Origin of the sequence: Prevotella sp. ne3005, assembly GCF_900110085.1 — a bacterium.
GTDB lineage: Bacteria > Bacteroidota > Bacteroidia > Bacteroidales > Bacteroidaceae > Prevotella.
In genome coordinates, this window is sequence record NZ_FOCK01000008.1 from 24,941 (window position 1) to 39,730 (window position 14,790).

General features: G+C 47.9%; 11 protein-coding genes. 1 reads left to right on the forward strand and 10 read right to left on the reverse strand.

The genetic code is table 11. The features are described 5' to 3' along the window. Positions 1 to 115: 115 nt before the first annotated feature. The 5 genes from BMY16_RS12015 to hpt form a co-directional block, all read right to left on the reverse strand. Positions 116 to 1,609: a BACON domain-containing protein gene (locus BMY16_RS12015; protein WP_091842775.1), complete on the reverse strand. Its 1,494-nt coding sequence runs from the start codon at positions 1,607 to 1,609 to the stop codon at positions 116 to 118. A gap of 36 nt (positions 1,610 to 1,645) precedes the next feature. After that, a complete protein-coding gene (locus BMY16_RS12020) occupies positions 1,646 to 4,918 on the reverse strand; it encodes a TonB-dependent receptor (RefSeq protein WP_091842776.1) in 3,273 nt (1,090 codons plus the stop codon). Positions 4,919 to 5,091: 173 nt separating this feature from the next. Further along, entirely contained in the window at positions 5,092 to 6,258 is a 1,167-nt protein-coding gene (obgE, locus tag BMY16_RS12025) for a GTPase ObgE (protein ID WP_091842778.1), read from the reverse strand. Beyond that, on the reverse strand, positions 6,248 to 6,820 hold the full coding sequence (locus tag BMY16_RS12030; protein ID WP_091842780.1) for an adenylate kinase: 573 nt from the start codon (positions 6,818 to 6,820) through the stop codon (positions 6,248 to 6,250). The genes obgE and BMY16_RS12030 overlap by 11 nt, the downstream gene beginning before the upstream one ends. 25 nt (positions 6,821 to 6,845) lie before the next feature. Then, a complete protein-coding gene (gene hpt, locus BMY16_RS12035) occupies positions 6,846 to 7,385 on the reverse strand; it encodes a hypoxanthine phosphoribosyltransferase (protein ID WP_091842781.1) in 540 nt (179 codons plus the stop codon). Positions 7,386 to 7,474: 89 nt separating this feature from the next. Here hpt and BMY16_RS12040 point away from each other — a divergent pair, with 89 nt between their 5' ends. Beyond that, positions 7,475 to 8,986 carry an NAD(P)H-hydrate dehydratase gene (locus tag BMY16_RS12040; RefSeq protein ID WP_091842783.1) on the forward strand — a complete coding sequence of 504 codons (1,512 nt, stop codon included), beginning with the start codon at positions 7,475 to 7,477 and terminating at the stop codon, positions 8,984 to 8,986. Between the two features lie 70 nt (positions 8,987 to 9,056). Here the strand turns inward: BMY16_RS12040 and BMY16_RS12045 are convergent, their stop codons facing one another. From BMY16_RS12045 to BMY16_RS12065, 5 genes are all read right to left on the reverse strand, one after another. Continuing rightward, positions 9,057 to 10,493: an ATP-binding protein gene (locus tag BMY16_RS12045; protein WP_244513051.1), complete on the reverse strand. Its 1,437-nt coding sequence runs from the start codon at positions 10,491 to 10,493 to the stop codon at positions 9,057 to 9,059. A 216-nt stretch (positions 10,494 to 10,709) separates the two neighbouring features. Continuing rightward, positions 10,710 to 11,714 (reverse strand): class II fructose-bisphosphate aldolase, encoded by a 1,005-nt coding sequence (locus tag BMY16_RS12050; RefSeq protein WP_091842786.1) that lies wholly within the window; start codon positions 11,712 to 11,714, stop codon positions 10,710 to 10,712. Between the two features lie 107 nt (positions 11,715 to 11,821). Then, positions 11,822 to 12,532: a LytR/AlgR family response regulator transcription factor gene (locus BMY16_RS12055; protein ID WP_091842787.1), complete on the reverse strand. Its 711-nt coding sequence runs from the start codon at positions 12,530 to 12,532 to the stop codon at positions 11,822 to 11,824. Continuing rightward, a complete protein-coding gene (locus BMY16_RS12060) occupies positions 12,529 to 13,557 on the reverse strand; it encodes a sensor histidine kinase (protein ID WP_244513052.1) in 1,029 nt (342 codons plus the stop codon). The genes BMY16_RS12055 and BMY16_RS12060 overlap by 4 nt, the downstream gene beginning before the upstream one ends. Continuing rightward, on the reverse strand, positions 13,550 to 14,767 hold the full coding sequence (locus tag BMY16_RS12065) for an ABC transporter permease (protein WP_091842788.1): 1,218 nt from the start codon (positions 14,765 to 14,767) through the stop codon (positions 13,550 to 13,552). Before BMY16_RS12065 ends, BMY16_RS12060 begins: the two co-directional genes overlap by 8 nt. Positions 14,768 to 14,790 lie beyond the last annotated feature (23 nt).

Genomic DNA, 14,790 nt, shown 5'->3' on the forward strand with positions numbered 1-14,790 from the left:
AGCTGCAAAGGTAGGAATTTAATTTCATTAATGCAACTTTTTCATCAATTATTTATGTAAAAAAGACTCCCAGTGCCCAAAACACCGGGAGTCATTTATAATTTAGACTGTTTATTTACTTGCTTGAGAAATATACAGCGTTTTTCACCTGGGTTGTTCCATTATAGGTAGTCTTCGGACCTATCACGGTCAATGTAGTGCCTACGGTGATACCATAGGTGGCAACAGCACCCTTACGGGCATCACCAGTTGCGCCCCATCCGGGATAGCAACCATAGATATACAAGCGGTTTGTACCATCGGTGATGTAGATGTTACCATAAGTATCGTTGGCAATCTCGTCAACAGTACCAGACACTTTGTAGTAAGCGCCAGTATCATCAGGCTCAGCGAGGAACTCTGAAATAGTCTTCTCTTGAACCTTAATATAGCTCTCTGTCTGGGCGTTAGTCATCTGGGCTGTTCCCTTATACTCGCCACGCTTACCGACGAGTGTTACCACATCGCCCTCTACAAGGCCACTGGACTTGAAGGCGCCCTTAGCACCAATGCCATAGACATAAACCTCGCCAGAGTAATCCTTGATATAGAGATTGCCATTATCTGCATTATCTATTTTAGTGATAATACCAGACAAGCGATACTGGAAATTACTTACAGGTGCAGCAAGGAAGTCGGCAATACTGCACTGTATGATAGCACCCTTCTGCTTGATTGTTGTCTGAGCAGAATATTCCTTAGAGCCATCAGTAGTCTTAAAGACCACTGTAGCCTCTCGGTCACCACCCTCGTTCTTGGCAGCACGGAAGGTAACAGTAGGATTAGCACCTACAGTAGAAGAAACCACGCCGAGCCAGCTCTTGGCATCTTCGGGTATCTCGACAGCTACGCCAGTACCTTTGCAGGTAAGGTATGCAAGGATCTCGCCGCCTTCAACAGCCAGAGGCTCAGCGGTACTCAGAGAGTCGCACTTAATCAGTGACTTGTTGATCTTCACAACAGTCACATTAACGAGCTCAACAGTTGTACCATAGGTAGTCTTGGGACCTTCGATAGTCACCTCATCACCCACTTCGAGACCCAGGCTTTCGAAATTCTTCTCGGCACCTTTCTTATCAAGTGTGCCATAGATGTATACCTCACCTGTGCCATCGTTCAAATACCAGTTACCATAAGTAGTATTGGCAATAGAGGTTACGACACCAGTTACACGATAGGTCTTGGAATCAGGGCCAGCAATCACCTCTGCACATGTAGCAGTAGATACCTGTGCAATACCCTGGATCACATTCACACGCTGACTCACGCCATCGCATGTAATCAAAAGCTCAGCCGAGCGGCCTTCTGCAGCATCAGCAGAGAAGGTGATAGAGCCGTTACCAGTACCAGAAGCAGGTGAAACGGTCAACCACTCAGGAGCACCTGTAACAGTCCAACTTCCGCTAGCTGTTACATCGATAGAAGTAGAACCACCGCTGGTATTAAGAGCCACATAAGACTGTGACACACGAATCTCACTGAGATAGGTCGGGTCGTTTTTGTCAGAGCAGCCTGTAAACATAGCAGCAACAACTGCCATGAGAGACGGAATGAAATATCTTAGTTTCATATTCTTTACCTTTTATATTATTTACCCTTTTTACTCTTAATTAAAATAGTACTTAATACCGATTGAAGCATTCCAGCACTGGCTGAGCGAGTAGTTGGGAGTCCATGTCTCTGTCTTACCACTGATAGAGCCCGGTGTAGAGAAGGTTGCATAACCCTGTGCGTCGACACCTTCATACTTCAGGATACGGGCCTCAGAACCAATCTCAGGATTCAGGAACTTGGCAACGCCCCAAGAAGAGTCGAAGAAGTTCAGGACATTCTTCATATCGAAGGTCAGCTGCAGAGTGTGCTTGGTCTTACCGATATTCAGCGTAAAGTCGTGCTTATAACCGAAGTCAACACGGTGTACCCAAGGAGAGTAAACGCTGTAAGGCTCTGCATACTCACCCTGATGCTTGCTCAGGTAGCCGTCATTATGAACATAGTCCATGAAGCGCTGCATATCATCCTGAGAAACGAAGCGGAACTCACCGGTGCCTACGCCTACCTCACCATCCTTCGGGATATAGAGGGCATCGTAGTTGTAACCGTCGCTATTGATATCATTAACCATCATATAAGAGTAGTTGTTTCCACCACGGAAAGCCTCATAGACAAGGTTGTAGTGGTTACCGCACTTATCGTGAATAGTAGCGCTGGCTACCAGACGATCAGGAGTTACATACTGAGAGTTGTGCAACTTGATATTGTTCGGACCCTCCACAGTGGGAACATATGTAAAGGCAGACTCGGCAGCAGAACCTGGCATACCGGTAATCTCCTTGCTCACAGTATGCGTATAAGCTGCCATCAGACTAATCCAGTCAGCAGGCTGGGCCTTCAACTCAACCGATGCACTCCATCCATAACCCTTGCTGGTGTTCTCAAGGACGAACGCCTTGGTGTTGGTACGGAAGCCGGCAGGATAGATAGGACGGTTGTCAGCACCGTTGAAACGGGCAAAACCACCGGGGTTGGGGATACTCCAGTCAGAGATTGACACACCATTGATGGTCTTGTTGAAGATGCCCTCAACACTCACCGTGAACGGGAAGTTCACAGGCAGCTGATAGTCTAAAGCGATTGAGCTCTTCCATACCTGAGGCATCTTAAAGTCAGGATCCACACCATTCACAGCAGAAGGAACGGTACCGTCTTTAGGAGAAACAGTCTGAGGATATCCCAGGCTCTGCAGTTTGTTCAGCATGTCGCTGACACTGGTCATCGGACCGCCTGCGAAGGTATCCATTGAAAAACCTTTCTTCTCGGCATTAGCAGCGTTGATCTGAGCCTGATACTGTACGAGACCACCATTGGTAGGCATGTTTGTGAAGAACACGAGCGGCAGACGTCCAGAGAAGAGGCCAGTACCACCACGTACCTTCAGTGACTTATCGCCAAACACGTCGTAAGTAAAGCCCAAACGCGGAGAGAAGGTAATGCTGTTCTTAGGCCACTTACCTGTATCAATTTTACGACCATTATAATCGAGATCCAGAATGGCGTTGTTTGTCATCAGGTCACTGTTGTTGAAGAACAGACCATCGACACGCAGACCATACGTAAGCTTCAGCTTGTCCGTAATGTTCCACTCATCCTGAGCATAGATACCAGGACGATTGAACTGTACGCGGGCAGCAGGCTTCGACTCACCATCGTAACCATAGGTCAGACAGAAAATCTCAGGCGTCTGGTTAAACAGTTCTTCAACACTCATGCCATCCTCCCAATTGTAACGATAGTAACCAGAGCCATTACGCATATACTGGTTGTCAGCCATCTGATGCTCAAAGGAGATGCCAGCCATGATCTTGTGGGCACCCATATAATAGGTCACATCGTCCTTAATATTCCAAATGGTGTTGTGAACGGCATTGTTCCAAGTGAACAGCTCATAACCGAGGGCAATGTAGTTATTGCCGTCTTTCGTGATATCAATGAAGGGGAACTCTGAAGAGTCTGTTCCACGTACATCGTCAAGCTTAGAGATGGTTGCCAGGAACTGGTTGGAGAGATTCTCCGTAAAACGACTGTTCAAGTCAAGCGACCAAGAATGCACGATGTTCTCCATCGAGTACATGGAGTTTGCAAAAGACATCGAATACTGAGACATACGGGCACCAGCCATACGTGTACCACCATCCATAGAAGTAGCATTAGGAGCATTCCAAACGTTGTTCTTGGTATAGTTGTAACGCAGGGCCACCTTGTGTTTGTCGTTGATGTTCCAGTCGAGACGAGCCATTAGTTTATAGTTGCTCTCATCAGCGGGGAAGCTGGTCCAACTACCAGTATTGTAACCATACTTATTCTTCACATAGTTGGAAACGGCCTCCAGATCCTTGTTCGTCGTACGTGAAATGTAATTGTCGGCATCAGCCTTACCATCATCTGAACCTCTCCAACGGTTAACGATAGAAGGAATCTTAATCATCTCACCATTAACGAAGAAGAACAACTTGTTCTTGATGATCGGACCACCAAAGGTGATACCGTAAGTAGTGGTCTGGGCCTTCTCGCGAGCACCTGCAATCTGCTGGCGGTTCACAGCGTCACCCTGCATATTCTCATTCTTGTGATAGACGTATGCACTACCCTTGAAGGTGTTCGTACCCGACTTGGTAATAGCGTTCACACCACCACCGATGAAGTTGGTCTGACGGACATCATACGGAGAAATCACCACCTGCAACTCTTCGATAGCATCGATAGAGATAGGGTTACCACCACCAGGAAGGTTAGAACTCAAACCGAAGTTGTTGTTGAAGTTTGCACCGTCGACGGTGAAGTTAGCTGTACGACCGTCGCTACCAGCAAAACTCATGCCATTACCACCATAAGGAGACAGACGGGTCACGTCCGTAATCGAACGGCTGACTGTCGGCAGATTCGTGATCTGCGAGCTATTAATGTTGGTAGAAGCACCTGTCTTCTCTGCAGCAAACTTTGAAGCCTTACCACTTACAATGACCTCTGCCAATTCGTTTGCATCCTCAGAGAGGAAAACGGTAAGGTTGTAGGTCTCACCAAGCTGAAGGGTAATACCCTTGACAGTCTTCGGCTGGAAACCAATGTAAGAAATAGTAACATCATACGGACCACCGGTACGCATACCCTGAATGGTAAAACGGCCCGTCGTGTTGGTCACAGCAGTGTAACGAGTACCAGAAGGCTCGTGTACTGCAATGATGGTAGCACCGATGACTTCCTCGCCATTAACATCGTCGAGGGTCACCTTTCCAGCCATACTTGAAGTTGTGATTTGTGCCATAGCCGTCAACGTCATCGTCAACAATACAGCAACCAGAAAGAGCAATCTTTTCTGCATAAAATAAGAACTGTTTTAATTAATTAATTAGTGGGACAAGTCCCAACAATGAAATTTCGCTGCAAAGATAAGGAAATAATTCGAATTATTGTAATAAAACGGTAACTTTTTTTAAAATTGGTAAAAAGTCTTGCTCTTAGTCATGATATCACCAAAAATGAAGAAGATGAGACTTATGCCTCACCTTCTTCTTCGTATTCAAAATCGTCGAGATCTTCTATTTCATCGTCGTCAATATATTCAATCTCATCGTCCTCGCCCTCATCTGCCAATTCCTGGGCGAAACGACTCATATCCTTATCACGATGCACAAGCGTATCCTCAGAAGTAATGACAGCTAGTTTATTACTCTCGGCATTCAGTTCGCGCCAAAGCACATCCTTCAATTCTTCAAGTCCAAAACCAGTCACGGCAGAGATAAATACGACAGGAAGATCCTTAGGCAGCGTCTCCCGCAACATCTCTATCAGCTCTTCATCGAGCAGGTCGCATTTTGTCACAGCCAAGACACGGTGCTTGTCAAGCAACTCAGGATTAAACTGTGCCAACTCGTTCAGAAGAATCTCGTACTCACGTTTGATATCATCGGTATCACCTGGCACCATAAAGAGCAGCAAGGAATTACGCTCAATATGCCGCAAGAACCTAAGACCCAGACCTTTACCTTCCGACGCCCCTTCAATGATACCTGGAATGTCGGCCATCACAAACGACTTATTATCGCGATAGCCTACAATGCCAAGGGAAGGCTCCATCGTGGTAAAAGGGTAATTGGCAATCTTCGGACGGGCATTCGAAAGCGACGACACCAACGTCGACTTACCGGCATTGGGGAAACCTACAAGACCGACGTCAGCCAACAGCTTCAGTTCAAGGATGATGGTCATCTCCTGCATCGGTTCTCCAGGCTGCGCATAGCGTGGAGCCTGATTCGTGGCCGTACGGAATTGGAAGTTACCCAGTCCGCCACGTCCACCCTTCAACAATAGTACCTCCTGACCATCATAGGTCACATCACAGACATACTTACCCGTCTCGGCATTATAGACCACTGTTCCACAGGGCACGTCGATATACACATCCTTGCCGTCAGTACCATGGCATTTGTCCTTGCCGCCATTACCACCATGCTCGGCAAAAATATGACGCTCGTACTTCAGGTGTAACAACGTCCAGTAGTTATGATTACCACGCAGAATGATACTACCTCCTTTGCCACCGTCACCACCATCGGGACCACCGTTGGGGTTATACTTCACATGGCGAAGGTGCATCGATCCCTTGCCGCCTTTTCCCGAGCGGCAATAGATCTTCACATAGTCTACGAAATTAGATTCCATCAATCACGTTACAGATATCTGCAAAGATACGGTCGAGCTCACCAGAACCATTGATATGATAGTGGATTCCTTCCTGCTTATACCACTCAATAAGAGGCTGAGTCTGAGAATGATATACTACAAGGCGCTTCTTAATCGTCTCCTCGTTGTCATCGGCACGACCACTCTGTTGTCCACGCAAAATCAGGCGCTTCATCAGTTCGTCCTCAGGCACGTCGAGCTCTATCATCGCAGCCACTTTGTCACCACGTTCTTCGAGCATCTTCTTCAGTGCCTCAGCCTGCGGGATAGTACGAGGGAAGCCATCGAAGATTACACCTTTATGTTCCTTGCCGAAAGAGTCATAGACCGATGCCAAGATGCTGACCATCAGGTCATCGGGAATCAGCTGTCCGTTATCAATAAAAGTGGCAGCCGTCTTACCTAACTCCGAACCTTTCTTAATCTCTGCACGGAGCACATCGCCCGTAGAGATATGATTCAGTCCATACTTCTCAATCATTTTGTCGCTCTGGGTGCCCTTACCTGAGCCCGGAGCTCCGAAAATTACAATATTCTTCATTATCCTGATAATTAAATTTTCATTATTATTCCTGAACAATCGTATAGATATCTTTCAAATCGCGTCCCAAACCATCATAGTCGAGGCCATAGCCCACAATGAAATCGTCTGGAATACGGAACGCCACATAATCAAGATTTATGTCTTCCTTCAGTTTATCTGGTTTGAAAAACAAAGCACAAACATGCACAGAAGCGGGATTCCTGGTACCCAGCGACTCAATCATTCGCTTCATGGTCTGACCACTCTCCACAATATCCTCCACAATAATGACTGTGCGTCCAGAAAGGTCTTCATTGATGCCCAAGACTTCATGAACCTTTCCTGTTGAGGTCGTGCCCTGATACGAGGCCAACTTTACGAAAGAAATCTCACAAGGGATTGACATCTCCCGAATCAAATCGGCTGCAAAGATAAAAGCGCCATTAAGAACACCTAAGAACAATGGAGTCTTACCCTCCATATCATGACTGATTTGTTGTGCCAGAGCCTTGACTCGATTCTTAATTTCTGACTCGGCTATCGACGTCTGAAACGTTTTGTCCTTGATTTTAACAGTACTCATACGCTGAAAGAATTGAAAATTTGTGCAAAATTACAAAAAAACTTCCAAACTTCTGCTTTTGTTAGCATATTTTTCGTATTTTTGCACCTATGAAATTATTCACGAGCGCCCAGATTCATGAACTGGACAAGTATACGATAGAGAATGAGCCCATCAAAAGCATTGATTTGATGGAGCGTGCAGCCAAAGCCATTACCCAAGCCATAACAGAAGTATGGGGGAGTCAGACGCCTGTCATCATTTTTGCCGGACCTGGCAATAATGGAGGAGACGCCCTCGCCGTTGGCAGAATGCTATGTGATAAAGGCTACGATGTATGTGCCTATCTTTTTAATGTCTCTGGAAGTCTGTCAGAAGATTGTATCATCAACCGGAAGCGACTTTTCGACAAGAAGTCGAAAGCCCTAATAGAGGTCACCCAGGAATTTGAGCCACCACAGCTAGATGCAGGAACACTGGTCGTCGACGGTCTGTTCGGTTCTGGACTCAACAAGCCGTTAGCGGGTGGATTTGCCTCACTCGTCAAGTATATCAACGCCTCACCGGCTCAGGTGGTCAGCATCGACATACCGTCGGGGCTTATGACAGAGGACAACACCTATAATGTACGCACCAATATTATTCGAGCCAATCTTACGCTGACCCTTCAGTTGCCTAAACTATCTTTCCTATTCCCAGAGAATCAGATGTATATCGGACGCCTGAAGATACTCGACATTCGACTCAGCAAGCAGGGCATCGATAAGATAGATGCCAACTACACCCTTATCGAGGAGAACGACATACGTCCCCGTCTGCTGCATCGTGATCCCTTTGCCCATAAAGGCAAGATGGGCAATGCCCTGATTATTGCAGGCAGCTACGGCATGGGGGGCGCCTCTGTGCTGGCGACGAAAGCCTGTTTGCGGGCCGGTGCCGGAAAGGTCACCACCCACACTCCCAAGCGCAACAGTATGCTCCTGCAAATCAGTGTGCCTGAAGCCATTATCCAATTCGACCGCGAAGAGACCATTTTCTCGGAGGCCGTCGATACCGAAGACTTCAATGCCGTGGGCATCGGTCCCGGTTTGGGTACCAGCGAACAGACCGCCATCGCTATCATTGCCCAACTACGCCGTACACAATGTCCGGTAGTGGCCGATGCCGACGCCATCAACGTCATCGCCAACCACCGAGCTTGGCTCCAGCAACTGCCCAAGGGTATCATCATGACGCCCCACCCCAAGGAGTTCGACCGTCTGGAGGGTCCAAGTACCGATAGTTACGAACGGCTGATGAAAGCCCGCGACTTGGCTCAGCGTCTGCATGGCTACATCCTAGTGAAAGGTCATCACACCTCGCTTTGTCTCCCCGACGGACATATCATGTTCAACTCCACCGGCAATGCAGGAATGGCCACAGCAGGTAGCGGCGACGTGCTCACCGGCATTATTACCGGATTGCTGGCACGAGGCTACAAGCATGAGGATGCCTGTGTCGTCGGCATGTATCTCCATGGTCTGGCAGGTGATATCGCCGCACGTGAACTCGGTATAGAGAGTGTCATCGCCAGCGACCTGATAAAGTACATCCCTCAAGCCTTTAAACGCATCAACGAATAAAAAAGGCGCCCGCGAGATTCATTGACCTCGCGGGCGTACCTTTTTATATTTATATTTTTAAAGGGAATCCTTACACATTCAAATCCATCACGAAACGTGCTCCTTTCGTAAACTGGGAGTCGATACTCAGGTCACCATTCATATTCTGTGCCATCTGTCTGCAGATGGGCAGACCCAAACCGTCACCTGTAGTGAGGTCCCTGATCTCAAGGAATGGTTTGAACACATCATCCTGCTTCTCCTCGGGAATACCACAGCCTGTATCCGATACCAAGAACTGGTACTTATGCGGACTACGTTTCTTGAAGTCCAGCCAGATGTTTCCACCTGCCGGTGTGTATTCTGCCGCATTACTAAGCAGATGCAACAGAATATGGGAAACGTATTCTTTATTGATACAGACGTTCATCTTGGGCACATTCACCGACAGCGTCACATCCTTCTTAATTTTGTCACGCACCTCACCCAACAAATCCTCACAGAACTGCTGAATCTGTACATCTTCCATTTCCAATTCTTTATTGGCGGAGTTTTGGAGTTCCGACAGGGTCTGGATACGGTTGGAGAAATCCAAGAGGGCCTGCACCTCCGGAATACTATCATCGAGTTTCTTCAGGGTCGGCTCCAACTGGGCAGAGATATTGCTAATGAATTTAGCCTTCAATGCATCACTTTCGTTGGCGAGTTTGATGGTCTTCTTCTGCTTTCGGGTCAGCAGGATGAAGCGCATCAGCACAACGCCACCCACTACCAGGGCAGCAGCCAACGCAGCCAGAACAATACAGAGTCCGATGATAATCACCTGACGCGTAGTCAGCGAGCTGTCCTTCTCGGAGATAGCGGCCTCATTGTCGGCAATCTGCTTCTTCAGAGCAGCAATCTCATCAGCGTGCTTCATGGCACTGGCAGAGTCTTTCCAAGCAATATAGTTACTATACGACTGTGCCACCATGTTGGCATTATTGCTCTTACGGCCATTGGCAATCAGTGTCTGATATACCTCGTCCACCTTATCATATTCCTTCTGGGCAGTAAGCTTATCGGCCATTTCCTTGAACACTGCATTACCCTGTGCATTCTGACCGAAAGTATAATAATAGATAGCCTTGGTGTAAAGCAGGTCGTTCTTTACATTCTCGTCACTGGTCTGACTAGCAAAACTTTCCAGTATCTTGAGCTGATCCTTAGCACTTTCGCCCTTGCGGAGCTTCATATACATCTGCAGACGTTCCTTCGTCACCAGATAATGCGAGGCAGCCTTCTCACTGGCCGACTGTTTACTGGAGTTGATGGCGTCATCAGCACGGTGCAACAGGTCGAAGGCTTCCTTATAGAAGTTCTCCTTATAATACAGGGCCGTTGCCTTCACGGCGCACTCTACACCCTGACGTATCTGTCCTTTATTGTAATAGTCATTGAAAGCATGGATATACAACGAGCGTGCACTGGCAATATTCTGTTTCGGGTCCACAGCCTCCGCACGCTTCTGTAAGTCACTTTTCTGCACCTCTTGAGCACTTGCGAGAGTAGCACAGAAGAGCAGACTGAAAAGAAAAAATAAAACCTTTTTGTCCATTATTTAGATTGTATTCAATTATTTATTGTGCAAAAGTAAACAATTTCCTGAACTATTCCAAATAATTCTTATTTTTTTTACATCAAAAAAGTACCGCACATAAGGAAATCCCTATGTGCGGTGCAAATTAGATTGTAAACGTCCCAATTACTGAGCCAGCTTACCATCAGAACCAAGCACATTCACAATCTTGTGGATGTACATCTTCTTCATGTTCTCACGGGCAGGCTTCAGATACTGACGAGGATCGAAGTGATCAGGATGCTCTGCCAGATACTGACGGATGGCAGCTGTCATAGCCAGACGAGAGTCTGAGTCAATGTTGATCTTGCAGACAGCACTCTTAGAAGCCTTGCGGAGCTGCTCCTCAGGAATACCTACTGCATCGGGCAGGTTACCACCGAACTTGTTGATGGTGTCAACCTCGTCCTGAGGTACAGAAGAAGAACCGTGGAGCACGATGGGGAATCCAGGAAGCTTCTGCTCAATCTCAGCCAGCACATCGAATGCCAATGGAGGAGGAACGAGCTTACCAGTCTTCGGATCGCGAGTGCACTGCTCGGGCTTAAACTTGTAAGCACCGTGAGACGTACCGATAGAGATAGCCAATGAGTCGCAACCTGTACGGGTAGCGAAATCGATTACCTCCTCAGGCTTCGTGTAGTGAGACTCCTCAGCTACCACCTCATCCTCAACACCAGCCAGTACGCCAAGCTCACACTCTACAGTCACGTCATACTTGTGAGCATATTCTACAACCTGACGAGAGATCTTGATATTCTCCTCGTAAGGCAGTGAGCTACCATCGTACATCACAGAAGAGAAGCCCATGTCGATACAGTCCTTGCAGAGTTCGAAGCTATCACCATGATCGAGGTGCAGCACAATCTCGGGATGCTCACATCCCAGTTCCTTAGCGTATGCCACAGCACCCTCAGCCATATAACGGAGGATCGTAGCATTGGCATAGTTACGAGCACCTTTGGAAACCTGCATGATTACAGGTGACTTCGTCTCAACGGCTGCCTGCACAATAGCCTGCATCTGCTCCATGGTGTTAAAGTTGAAAGCGGGGATAGCATAGCCACCAGCTACTGCTCTCTTAAACATCTCGCGGGTATTCACGAGACCCAAATCCTTGTAATTTACCATAACGTTTTAATTATAATTTTTAAAAATGAGTAATAATCAACCTAATCGCGTGCAAAGTTACAAAAATAAAGTGAAAGCGGCGCATGATGCGTCGCTTTTAACGTTTTTTACACGAGTGTATGCTCATCAAAGAATTGCTGTACATCCTCTTTGTAGTTGTCAGAGATGGGAATATAGACATCGCCAAAGACAATACGGAAACGGTCTACAAAGGGCGTCTCCGTCATGTGGACAATATACGAACGGTGGGTACGCAGGAACTCCGGTTTGGGCAAATAGTCCTCGAGTCTTCTCATCGACATCAACGACATCACCTTTTCACCATTCTTCAGGTAGAAACGCACATAGTCTTTCAGACCTTCAATATAGAGGATGTCGTCGAGGCTCACGCGCAGAAGCTTATAGTCGCTTTTGACAAGCATAAAGCGGTCGCGGCTGTACACTTCCTGCTTCAACTTAATCGAGAACCACTCCAGCGCCTTGTCAGTCGACTTCAGGAAGTCGTCGTAGGAGATAGGCTTCAACATATAGTCGAGGGCATTCACCTTATATCCCTCCACAGCATACTGCGGGAAGGCAGTAGTGAAGATGATTTTCGTATCCTTCGGTAGGATCTTGGCGAACTCAATGCCCGAGAGTTCAGGCATTTGGATGTCCAGAAACAGCAGCTGCACTGGATTCTCGCGCAAATCCTTCATGGCCTGAATAGCATTGTTGTAAGTTCCAATCAGACTCAGATATTGAGTCTTTTTAGTGTAGCTCTCCAGCAGACCTGCTGCCAAAGGCTCATCATCGATAATGGCACATTTGATCTTCATAATTTAATTTTGATGGTAGATAAATAGTTTTTCCCGTCCTCAGTAGGACCCTTAGTCCATTCATAGCGCCCAGCGTACGACAGGTCGAGCCGGCGCTGTACCTGTTGCAACCCGATACCGTGGCCACTACGGTCTTGACTGGTTTTGGGATGGTTGGAATTTTCAATCGCAAAACAGAGTTCGCGCCCCTTCTGGTTCATCTTAATATGGATGAAGCTGGGCTCCGTAGGGCTGACGCCGTGTTTGAAGGCGTTCTCTATCAGAGAGATAAAGAGCAACGGCGCCACCTTCGCATAGGGATCCTCCACATCTTTCTCAAACGTCACGTCAACATTCTGCGACAATCTGATCCTCATCAGATTCACGTAGTTGTCGAGGAACTGTATCTCATTCTGCAGCACCACCTCTGATTCTTGGTTGTCATAAAGCATGTGGCGCATCATTTTCGACAACTGTTGAATCGCATTCTGTGCCCGAGTGGTGTCAATGGCCGTCAGCGCATAGATATTGTTCAGCGTGTTCAATAAGAAGTGGGGGTTGATCTGCGAACGCAAGTTCCTCAGCTCAGCTTCCACGCGGGCATTGTCGGCTTCCAGGCGCTCCTCCTCATTACGTTGCCACTTAGTAGCAAGTACGATAGCGGTAGCCACACCTGCCGACATACCCAGACTCAGGATATCGCGGATGATATACGACACCGTATCGATGGCCGTCTCACGGAAACGAGGGGCCGTCGCCTGGAACAACTCTCGAGTAAAGAGTACCCACAGGTGGAGGAAAATGCCCAGGCCCACAACCATGATCAGGTTGAACAACAGGAAGTAACGGCGCTTGCCGACAACAAAGTTACGCGGTGTCAGCCAAAAGTAGTTCACGTAGAACACCACCATCATCAGCAGCGGCGTCATACAGTTCATCGCATACTGAAAAGCCGGCATACTATTGCCTCTCATAAAGGTGAGGGGCGAAAGAAACATGAAGGCCCAAATGCCGATGTGAAGACAAAGATATAGCGTTCTATTCATGACGGATAGCTTCTATTGGGTCCATATTGGCAGCCTTTTGGGCAGGGATATAGCCGAAGAGTACACCGATAAAAACACACACGAGAAACGACACGTAGATGCTCCATGCCGGTACGCTCGACGGCATGCCGAAAGAAGAGACAAACGCACTGACCCCTACCCCGACGAGAACGCCAATCAAGCCTCCGGTTACGGATATCAATACCGACTCGATAAGAAACTGCAGCGAAATGACAGGCCCCGTGGCGCCCACAGCCATCCTCAGACCAATTTCCTTCGTACGCTCCGTCACACTTACCAACATGATGTTCATGATACCGATACCGGCCACAAGCAGCGAGAAGGCAGCAGCCACCACGAGGATGATGGTCACCGTATCCATCGTACTCGACATCGTCTCCATCATCTCCGCCTGTGAACGGATGGTGAAGTCGTCATCGGCATCCTCTTTCAGCTTGTGGTTGTCGCGCAAGATTTGTGTCAGTTCCTCGATGGCAGCATCCGAGAGTTCCTCGGTTACGGCCGAGCAGACAATACTCGAGAAGTAGGTCTGGGCGGCAATACGCTTCATCACCGTGGTGTATGGGGCGATGATCACATTATCCTGATCCATGCCCCATGAGTTGTAACCCTTCGACTTAAGCACACCGATGATACGCATGGGGATGCTCTTAAAGCGGATGGTCTTGCCAATCGGGTCAACATTCTCGCCAAAGAGTTCCTTCACGATGGTGGTTCCCACCACGACAACCTTAGCGGCCTTCTTGATATCCTCCTCCGTGAAGCACTCACCTTCCTCTACCGGCCACTGCTTGATGTCGAGGTAATCAATCGACTCTCCATACATCGAGGCATTGGTATTATTATTACCATAGATGGCCTGTCCGCTGGCAGTAACCTCAGGTGACACCTTCGTCACAAAACGTTTCTCACGGACGATACGTTCGTAGTCGGCCATTTTCAGCGTCTGCATACTCGACGGGTCCTGACGCACACCGCCTCGCATATCGGCACCCGGCCGAATGGTCAGCAGGTTAGTACCCATCGTGGAGAGCTCGGCACGGATACTCTCCTTCGAGCCCTGTCCGATGCTCATCATGATAATCACGGCCGCCACGCCGATGATGATACCCAGCATCGAGAGGAAGGAGCGCATCTTATTGTTCGCCACTGCCTTCAAGCTCACTTTAAACAGATTCAATATATTCATTAATGTTCTATTTTCAATATTCA

What these genes read in the sequence shown, in the direction of transcription:
- BMY16_RS12015 (WP_091842775.1), bottom strand. Translation starts at nt 1,609, where the DNA reads ATGAAACTAAGATATTTCATTCCGTCTCTCATGGCAGTTGTTGCTGCT.
- BMY16_RS12020 (WP_091842776.1), bottom strand. Translation starts at nt 4,918, where the DNA reads ATGCAGAAAAGATTGCTCTTTCTGGTTGCTGTATTGTTGACGATGACG.
- obgE (WP_091842778.1), bottom strand. Translation starts at nt 6,258, where the DNA reads ATGGAATCTAATTTCGTAGACTATGTGAAGATCTATTGCCGCTCGGGA.
- BMY16_RS12030 (WP_091842780.1), bottom strand. Translation starts at nt 6,820, where the DNA reads ATGAAGAATATTGTAATTTTCGGAGCTCCGGGCTCAGGTAAGGGCACC.
- hpt (WP_091842781.1), bottom strand. Translation starts at nt 7,385, where the DNA reads ATGAGTACTGTTAAAATCAAGGACAAAACGTTTCAGACGTCGATAGCC.
- BMY16_RS12040 (WP_091842783.1), top strand. Translation starts at nt 7,475, where the DNA reads ATGAAATTATTCACGAGCGCCCAGATTCATGAACTGGACAAGTATACG.
- BMY16_RS12050 (WP_091842786.1), bottom strand. Translation starts at nt 11,714, where the DNA reads ATGGTAAATTACAAGGATTTGGGTCTCGTGAATACCCGCGAGATGTTT.
- BMY16_RS12055 (WP_091842787.1), bottom strand. Translation starts at nt 12,532, where the DNA reads ATGAAGATCAAATGTGCCATTATCGATGATGAGCCTTTGGCAGCAGGT.
- BMY16_RS12060 (WP_244513052.1), bottom strand. Translation starts at nt 13,557, where the DNA reads ATGAATAGAACGCTATATCTTTGTCTTCACATCGGCATTTGGGCCTTC.
- BMY16_RS12065 (WP_091842788.1), bottom strand. Translation starts at nt 14,767, where the DNA reads ATGAATATATTGAATCTGTTTAAAGTGAGCTTGAAGGCAGTGGCGAAC.